The sequence below is a fragment of the Kitasatospora sp. NPDC052868 genome, assembly GCF_044547105.1.
Taxonomy (GTDB): Bacteria; Actinomycetota; Actinomycetes; order Streptomycetales; family Streptomycetaceae; genus Kitasatospora.
In genome coordinates, this window is record NZ_JBITZW010000010.1 from 192,275 (window position 1) to 198,768 (window position 6,494).

The following is a 6,494-nucleotide window of genomic DNA, read 5'->3' on the forward strand; positions in this document are numbered from 1 at the left end:
GCTAGCCAGGAATGTTGTCGAAGGGGGCGACGAGCTGGCGCAGCAGCCCGGCGAGTTCGCCCTGCTGGCCGGAGGTGAGCTGGGCGAGCAGCTCGCGCTCGTGCGCGAGCAGCCCGGCGAGCGCCTGGTCGGCGCGGTCGCGCCCGTCGTCGGTGAGCCGGACCAGCACGCCGCGCCGGTCGTCCGGGTCGGGCAGGCGTTTGACCAGGCCCTTGCCGGTGAGCCGGTCGATCCGGTTGGTCATCGTGCCGGAGGTCACCAGGGTCTGGGTGAGCAGCTGTCCGGGGGAGAGCTGGTACGGGGAGCCGGCCCGCCGCAGCGCGGTCAGCACGTCGAACTCCCAGGGCTCCAGGCCGTGCTCGGCGAAGGCCGTCCGACGGGCGCGGTCCAGGTGCCGGGCGAGCCGGCTGACCCGGCTGAGCACCTCAAGTGGTTCCACGTCGAGGTCGGGGCGCTCTCGGCGCCATGCTGCGACCAGGCGGTCGACCTCGTCCTCCATGACGATCAGTGTATCGGGGGATGTGTCGATGTGAAGTCTCTTGACGTCGAGAAATGTAACGTGGAAGCTGCGTCTGGATATCTTGATGTCGAGATACTTGCGAGGTCGACCATGAGCACCCCCATCTGGGACCCGGCCCAGTACCTGCGCTTCGCCGACGAACGGACCCGCCCGCTGCGGGACCTGCTCGCCCGGATCCCCGCCGTGCCGCACGAGCCGGCCGCCACGATCCTGGACATCGGCTGCGGCCCCGGCAACTCCACCGCCGTCCTGCGCGAGCGCTGGCCCGCGGCCCGGATCACCGGCATCGACAACTCCGCCGAGATGCTCGCCACCGCCCGCACCGAGGGTGAGCCCACCGCCGACTACCTGCTCGCCGACGCCGGCGGCTACGACCCGGCCGGCGCCGGGCCCGACCTGATCGCCTCCAACGCCACCCTGCAGTGGGTCGACGGGCACCTCGCCCTGCTGCCCCGCTGGGCCGAGGCGCTCAAGCCCGGCGGTGTGATCGCCTTCCAGGTGCCCGGGAACTTCGGCTCGCCCAGCCACACGCTGCTCGCCGAGCTGCGCCGGAGCCCTCGCTGGCGCGCGCTCCTCGGCGCGGACTCCACCCGGGCCGGCGTCCACGAGCCGGGCGAGTACCTGGAGGTGCTGGCCGGCGCCGGGTGCGCCGTCGACGTCTGGGAGACCACCTACAGCACCCTGCTCCCCGGCCCGGACCCGGTGCTGGAGTGGGTCAAGGGCACCGCGCTGCGGCCCGTCCTCACCCGGCTCACCGACCCCGCCGAGCGGGCCGCCTTCCTCGCCGAGTACGGCGCCCTGCTGCGGGAGGCCTATCCGGCCGGGCCGCACGGCACCGTCTTCCCGTTCCGGCGGATCTTCGCCGTCGCGGTCCGCGGCGGCGGTCCCGCCCGGTCGGCTGGGGACTAGCCCTTCCGCTCGCCCACCAGCTTGGGGTGCCGCTCCATCCCCTCCAGGCCGTGCCAGGCCAGGTTCACCAGGTGGGCGGCCACCTCGGCCTTCTGCGGCTTGCGCACCTCCAGCCACCACTGGCCGGTCAGCGCGACCATCCCCACCAGCATCTGCGAGTACATCGGCGCCAGCCGCGGGTCGAAGCCCCGCGCCTTGAACTCCAGGCCGAGGATGTCCTCCACCTGGGTGGCGATGTCGCTGATCAGCGAGGCGAAGGTGCCGGTCGACTGGGCCACCGGCGAATCCCGGACGAGGATCTTGAAGCCGTCCGTGGAGGTGTCGATGTAGTCCATCAGCGCGAACGCCGCCTGCTCCAGCAGCTCGCGCGAGTGCCCGCCGGTCAGCGCTCCCGTGACCATGTCGAGCAGCAGCTGCATCTCGCGGTCGACGACCACCGCGTACAGCCCCTCCTTGCCGCCGAAGTGCTCGTACACCACCGGCTTGGACACCCCGGCGCGCTCGGCGATCTCCTCCACCGAGGTGCCGTCGTAGCCGCGTTCCGCGAACACCGACCGGCCGATCTCCAGCAGCTGCTCCCGCCGCTGCTTGCCGGTCATCCGCACCCGGCCGCCGCGGCGGCGGGCCGCCGGGGCGGCGGAACCCGTCGGGGCAGCGGCACGCGGACGGGCCGGCGCCGCACCGGGCGCGGCGTCCGTCCGCGTGCTCTCGTGGCCGCCTGTGCTGTCTGCGCTGCTCCCGTTCACCCCTACATCATGCTGCAGGCGCGGCCTCATGCGGCGCGGCGGGCGGCGATCCGCTCCGCGTCCGGCCAGCGGACGTCCCGGGCCCAGCCGGCCAGCTCGAACCAGCGGATCAGCCGGGCCGAGGAGTCGATCTGTCCGCGCAGCACCCCGTGCCGGGCCGAGGTCGGGTCCGCGTGGTGGAGGTTGTGCCAGGACTCGCCGCAGGAGAGCACCGCCAGCCACCAGACGTTGCCGGAGCGGTCGCGCGAGCGGAACGGGCGCTCGCCGAGCGCGTGGCAGATCGAGTTGATCGACCAGGTGACGTGGTGCAGCAGCGCCACCCGGACCAGCGAGCCCCAGAAGAAGGCGGACAGCGCCCCCTGCCAGGACAGCGTGACCAGCCCGCCGACCAGCGGCGGAATCAGCATCGAGATCGTGGTCCAGAGCCAGAACAGCCGGGAGATCCGCCTTATGGCCGGGTCGCCGACGAGGTCCGGCGCGTACTTCAGCTGCGGGGTCTGCTCCTCGTCGAAGAGCCAGCCCATGTGCGCCCACCAGAGGCCCTTGAGCAGGGCCGGGATGGTCTCCCCGTACCGCCACGGCGAGTGCGGGTCGCCCTCCTTGTCGCTGAACCGGTGGTGCCTGCGGTGGTCCGCCACCCAGCGCACCAGCGGGCCCTCGATCGCCAGCGAGCCGGCCACCGCCAGGCTCAGCCGGACCGCCCGGTTCGCCTTGAAGGCGCCGTGGGTGAAGTAGCGGTGGTAGCCGACCGTGATGCCGTGGCAGGTGAGGAAGTACATGACGGTGGCGATCGCCAGATCCGTCCACCCCAGTCCCCACCCCCAGGCCACCGGTACGGCGGCCAGCAGGGCGACGAACGGTACGGCGATGAAGAGCCCGAGCGCGATCCGCTCGGGGAGCCCCTGGCTCTCCCCGCCGCGGGTGGCGGAGAGCAGGGTCGGGGCGGGGTCGATGGAGAGCGCGGTATCGGCGCGCGCCTCGCCGGCCTGGATGGTCATGGGCGTCCCTTGGGGGAGGGGGCGAAGGCTACGTTGGCGTAACCTACGGCATCGTAGGTTGCGGTTCGCCGCCAGGGGAATACGCGGCCGGGGGCGGGCGGACGTATTTCACCCGACTGGATGGACAACGGGCGGGATCCGAGCGCGCGCGGCCGGTTGCGCAATGGTGGTGGAGCTACGCGGTCACAACCCTTAGGCTGTGTCGGAGCGCCCAGGGCGCTGCGAGTTGATGATCGATCCGCCGTGGTGTAATGGCAGCACAGGGCCCTTTGGAGGCCTTTGTCTGGGTTCGAATCCTAGCGGCGGAGCCAGTGGACGCCCGTGTTTCGGGCTTGTCACCACACCGCCGGTATTGTCTGTGGCGCTCGGCGGACTGTGCGAAGGGCGACCGGCCTGGGTCGCGGCCGGGCTGCTCTGCCCTCTCTGTGAACCGACTGAGGAGCCTCCCCCCGTGAGTGCCAATTCGCCTGCCGCCGTTGTCGTGCTCGCCGCCGGTGGCGGGACCCGGATGAAGTCGAACAGCCTGCCCAAGGTGCTGCACGAGGTGTGCGGGCGTTCGCTGGTCGGGCACGCGGTGGCGGCGGCGGAGGAACTGACCCCGCGGCAGCTGGTCGTGGTGGTCGGGCACATGCGGGAGAAGGTGCAGGAGCACCTGGCGGCGCACTACCCGGCCGCGCGCGCCGTGGTGCAGACGGAGCAGAAGGGCACCGGGCACGCGGTGCGGACCGCCCTGGAGTCGCTGGCGGCCGACGGGGTGGAGCTGGACGGCACGGTGATCGTCACCACCGGGGACGCGCCGCTGCTGACCGGTGCGACGCTGCGCGCGCTCGCCGAGGCGCACGCCGAGCAGGGCAACGGCGTGACCGTGCTGACCGCCGTGGTGCCGGACCCGTTCGGCTACGGGCGGATCCTGCGCGACCAGGCCGACGGCGCGGTCGCCGCGATCGTCGAGGAGAAGGACGCCTCGGACGCGCAGCGGGCGATCGACGAGATCAACTCCGGGGTCTTCGCCTACGACGCCAAGCTGCTGGCCGAGGCGCTGTCCCGGGTGACCACGGACAACGTGCAGGGCGAGGAGTACCTCACCGACACCCTGGAGATCCTGCGCACGGCCGGCCACCGGGTGGGCGCCGTGGTGGCGGCCGACTACCGGGACATCCTGGGGATCAACGACCGGGTGCAGCTGGCGCAGGCCCGCCGGCTGCTGAACGACCGCCTGCTGGAGCAGGCGATGCGTGCGGGCGTCACCGTGGTGGACCCGGCGACGACCTGGTTCGACGTCCAGGTGTCCTACGAGCCGGACGCGGTGGTGCTGCCGGGCACCCAGCTGCACGGCACCACCCACCTGGGCGAGGGCTGCGAGGTCGGCCCGAACTCCACGATCAGGGACACCGCGATCGGCGCCGGCGCCCATGTGAGCAACACCACGGCGGACCGCGCCGAGATCGGCGAGCTGGCGTCCGTCGGCCCGTACGCCTACCTGCGGCCGGGGGCGCGGCTGGCCCGCAAGGCCAAGGTCGGCACCTACGTCGAGGTGAAGAACTCGGAGCTGGGCGAGGGCGCCAAGGTGCCGCACCTCTCCTACATCGGGGACGCCACGATCGGCGCGGGCAGCAACATCGGCGCGGCCTCGGTGACGGTGAACTACGACGGTGTGAACAAGCACCGCACGGTGGTCGGGGCCCACTGCCGCACGGGTTCCGACAACATGTTCATCGCCCCGGTGACCATCGGCGACGGCGCCTACACCGCGGCCGGCTCGGTGATCACCAGCGACGTCCCGGCCGGTGCGCTGGGCGTGAGCCGGGCGCAGCAGCGCAACATCGACGGCTGGGTGCTCCGCAAGCGCTCCGGTACGGACTCCGCACGCGCGGCGCACGTCGCGCAGGCGCGGGAGGCCGGGCCCGCCGAGGGCGACAAGGGCTGAGCGGGCCGTTCGCCCGGGCCGGGGCCGGTCCGGGAGGACCGCTCCGGGCCCGCGGGCCGTCCGAGGGGCGGTCCCGAGGCGGACGGTTTCTGCGCGGGCGCGTAACCTGGGGGACATACGTGCGCCATTGGGCCTACCGCCCGTGTCCAGGCGTACCGACAATCCCCGACCTCCATCGCCGGCAGGCCTGTGCCTGCCCGCGGGGCGGACGGGTTCAGCGTCAGCAACGCGAGGAGACGGTGCAGTGAGCGGGATCACGACGTCGGGTGAGAAGAAGCTGAAGCTCTTCTCCGGCCGTGCCCACCCGGAGCTGGCAAAGGAGGTCGCCGAGTCGCTGGGGACCGAGCTGGTCCCGACCAAGGCCCTGGACTTCGCCAACGGCGAGATCTACGTGCGCTTCCTGGAGTCGGCGCGCGGCGCCGACTGCTTCGTGATGCAGAGCCACACGGCTCCCATCAACCAGTGGATCATGGAGCAGTTGATCATGATCGATGCTCTGAAGCGGGCCTCCGCCCGGAGCATCACCGCGATCCTGCCGTTCTACGGCTACGCCCGCCAGGACAAGAAGCACCTGGGCCGCGAGCCCATCTCGGCCCGTCTGGTCGCGGACCTGCTGGCCACCGCCGGCGCCGACCGGATCATGGCGGTGGACCTGCACACCGCGCAGATCCAGGGCTTCTTCTCCGGCCCGGTGGACCACCTGTTCGCGCTGCCGCTGCTGGCCGACTACGTGGGCGAGAAGGTCGACCGCTCGCGGCTGACCGTCGTCTCGCCGGACGCCGGCCGGGTGAAGGTCGCCGACCAGTGGTCGGACCGCCTGGGTGCGCCGCTGGCGATCATCCACAAGCGCCGCGACATGACGCAGGCCAACACCATCCTCTCCGCCGAGGTGGTCGGTGACGTCAAGGGCCGCGTCTGCGTCCTGGTCGACGACATGATCGACACCGCCGGCACCATCTGCGCCGCGGCCGACGCGCTGTTCGAGAACGGTGCGGCCGACGTCATCGTGGCGGCCACCCACGGCGTGCTCTCGGGCCCGGCCGCGGACCGCCTGAAGAACTCCCGGGTGAGCGAGTTCGTGTTCACCAACACCCTCCCCACCCCGGCCGAGCTCCAGCTCGACAAGATCACCACGCTGTCGATCGCCCCGTCGATCGCCGCCGCGATCCGCGAGGTGTTCGAGGACGGCTCGGTGACCAGCCTCTTCGAGGGCGTGCACTGACCCCTGCACCACCCGTGCACGGACCTTCGGGGGCGTGCACTGACGAAGCCTCGGGCGGGGGGGGCCCCGCCGCCCGGGGCCGCGGCCCCCCCCCCCGGCCCCGGGGGGCCCCGGGGGGGGGGGGGGGCGGAAAAAAAACGGGGGGGGGGGGCGGCGGGGGGCGGGCCCGGGG

General features: G+C 72.4%; 6 protein-coding genes and 1 tRNA gene. 4 read left to right on the forward strand and 3 right to left on the reverse strand.

Annotated elements, in window-relative coordinates; all coding sequences use genetic code 11:
* Position 1 precedes the first annotated feature (1 nt).
* Positions 2 to 499, reverse strand: coding sequence for a MarR family winged helix-turn-helix transcriptional regulator (locus tag ACIGZJ_RS19285; protein WP_392928568.1), 498 nt, complete (start codon positions 497 to 499; stop codon positions 2 to 4).
* 111 nt (positions 500 to 610) lie between these two features.
* Here ACIGZJ_RS19285 and ACIGZJ_RS19290 point away from each other — a divergent pair, with 111 nt between their 5' ends.
* Positions 611 to 1,429, forward strand: coding sequence for a methyltransferase domain-containing protein (locus ACIGZJ_RS19290; protein WP_396458320.1), 819 nt, complete (start codon positions 611 to 613; stop codon positions 1,427 to 1,429).
* On the opposite strand, the gene ACIGZJ_RS19295 is transcribed toward ACIGZJ_RS19290, so the two are convergent.
* Complete coding sequence (locus ACIGZJ_RS19295) at positions 1,426 to 2,028, reverse strand: TetR family transcriptional regulator (RefSeq protein WP_387942509.1); 603 nt, start codon at positions 2,026 to 2,028, stop codon at positions 1,426 to 1,428. The two genes, ACIGZJ_RS19290 and ACIGZJ_RS19295, sit on opposite strands and share 4 nt — an antisense overlap.
* A gap of 173 nt (positions 2,029 to 2,201) precedes the next feature.
* Positions 2,202 to 3,173 (reverse strand): acyl-CoA desaturase, encoded by a 972-nt coding sequence (locus tag ACIGZJ_RS19300; protein WP_396458321.1) that lies wholly within the window; start codon positions 3,171 to 3,173, stop codon positions 2,202 to 2,204.
* A gap of 237 nt (positions 3,174 to 3,410) precedes the next feature.
* Between ACIGZJ_RS19300 and ACIGZJ_RS19305 the strand changes: the two genes are divergently transcribed.
* The 3 genes from ACIGZJ_RS19305 (at position 3,411) to ACIGZJ_RS19315 (ending at position 6,322) form a co-directional block, all read left to right on the forward strand.
* Positions 3,411 to 3,484, forward strand: a tRNA-Gln gene (locus tag ACIGZJ_RS19305).
* A 140-nt stretch (positions 3,485 to 3,624) separates the two neighbouring features.
* Positions 3,625 to 5,100, forward strand: a complete 1,476-nt coding sequence (gene glmU, locus ACIGZJ_RS19310) for a bifunctional UDP-N-acetylglucosamine diphosphorylase/glucosamine-1-phosphate N-acetyltransferase GlmU (RefSeq protein ID WP_396458322.1) — start codon at positions 3,625 to 3,627, stop codon at positions 5,098 to 5,100.
* A gap of 244 nt (positions 5,101 to 5,344) precedes the next feature.
* Positions 5,345 to 6,322 carry a ribose-phosphate diphosphokinase gene (locus ACIGZJ_RS19315; RefSeq protein WP_392928577.1) on the forward strand — a complete coding sequence of 326 codons (978 nt, stop codon included), beginning with the start codon at positions 5,345 to 5,347 and terminating at the stop codon, positions 6,320 to 6,322.
* Positions 6,323 to 6,494 lie beyond the last annotated feature (172 nt).

Coding starts and splice junctions, on each gene's coding strand:
- ACIGZJ_RS19285 (WP_392928568.1), bottom strand. CDS start 499: ATGGAGGACGAGGTCGACCGCCTGGTCGCAGCATGGCGCCGAGAGCGC.
- ACIGZJ_RS19290 (WP_396458320.1), top strand. CDS start 611: ATGAGCACCCCCATCTGGGACCCGGCCCAGTACCTGCGCTTCGCCGAC.
- ACIGZJ_RS19295 (WP_387942509.1), bottom strand. CDS start 2,028: ATGACCGGCAAGCAGCGGCGGGAGCAGCTGCTGGAGATCGGCCGGTCG.
- ACIGZJ_RS19300 (WP_396458321.1), bottom strand. CDS start 3,173: ATGACCATCCAGGCCGGCGAGGCGCGCGCCGATACCGCGCTCTCCATC.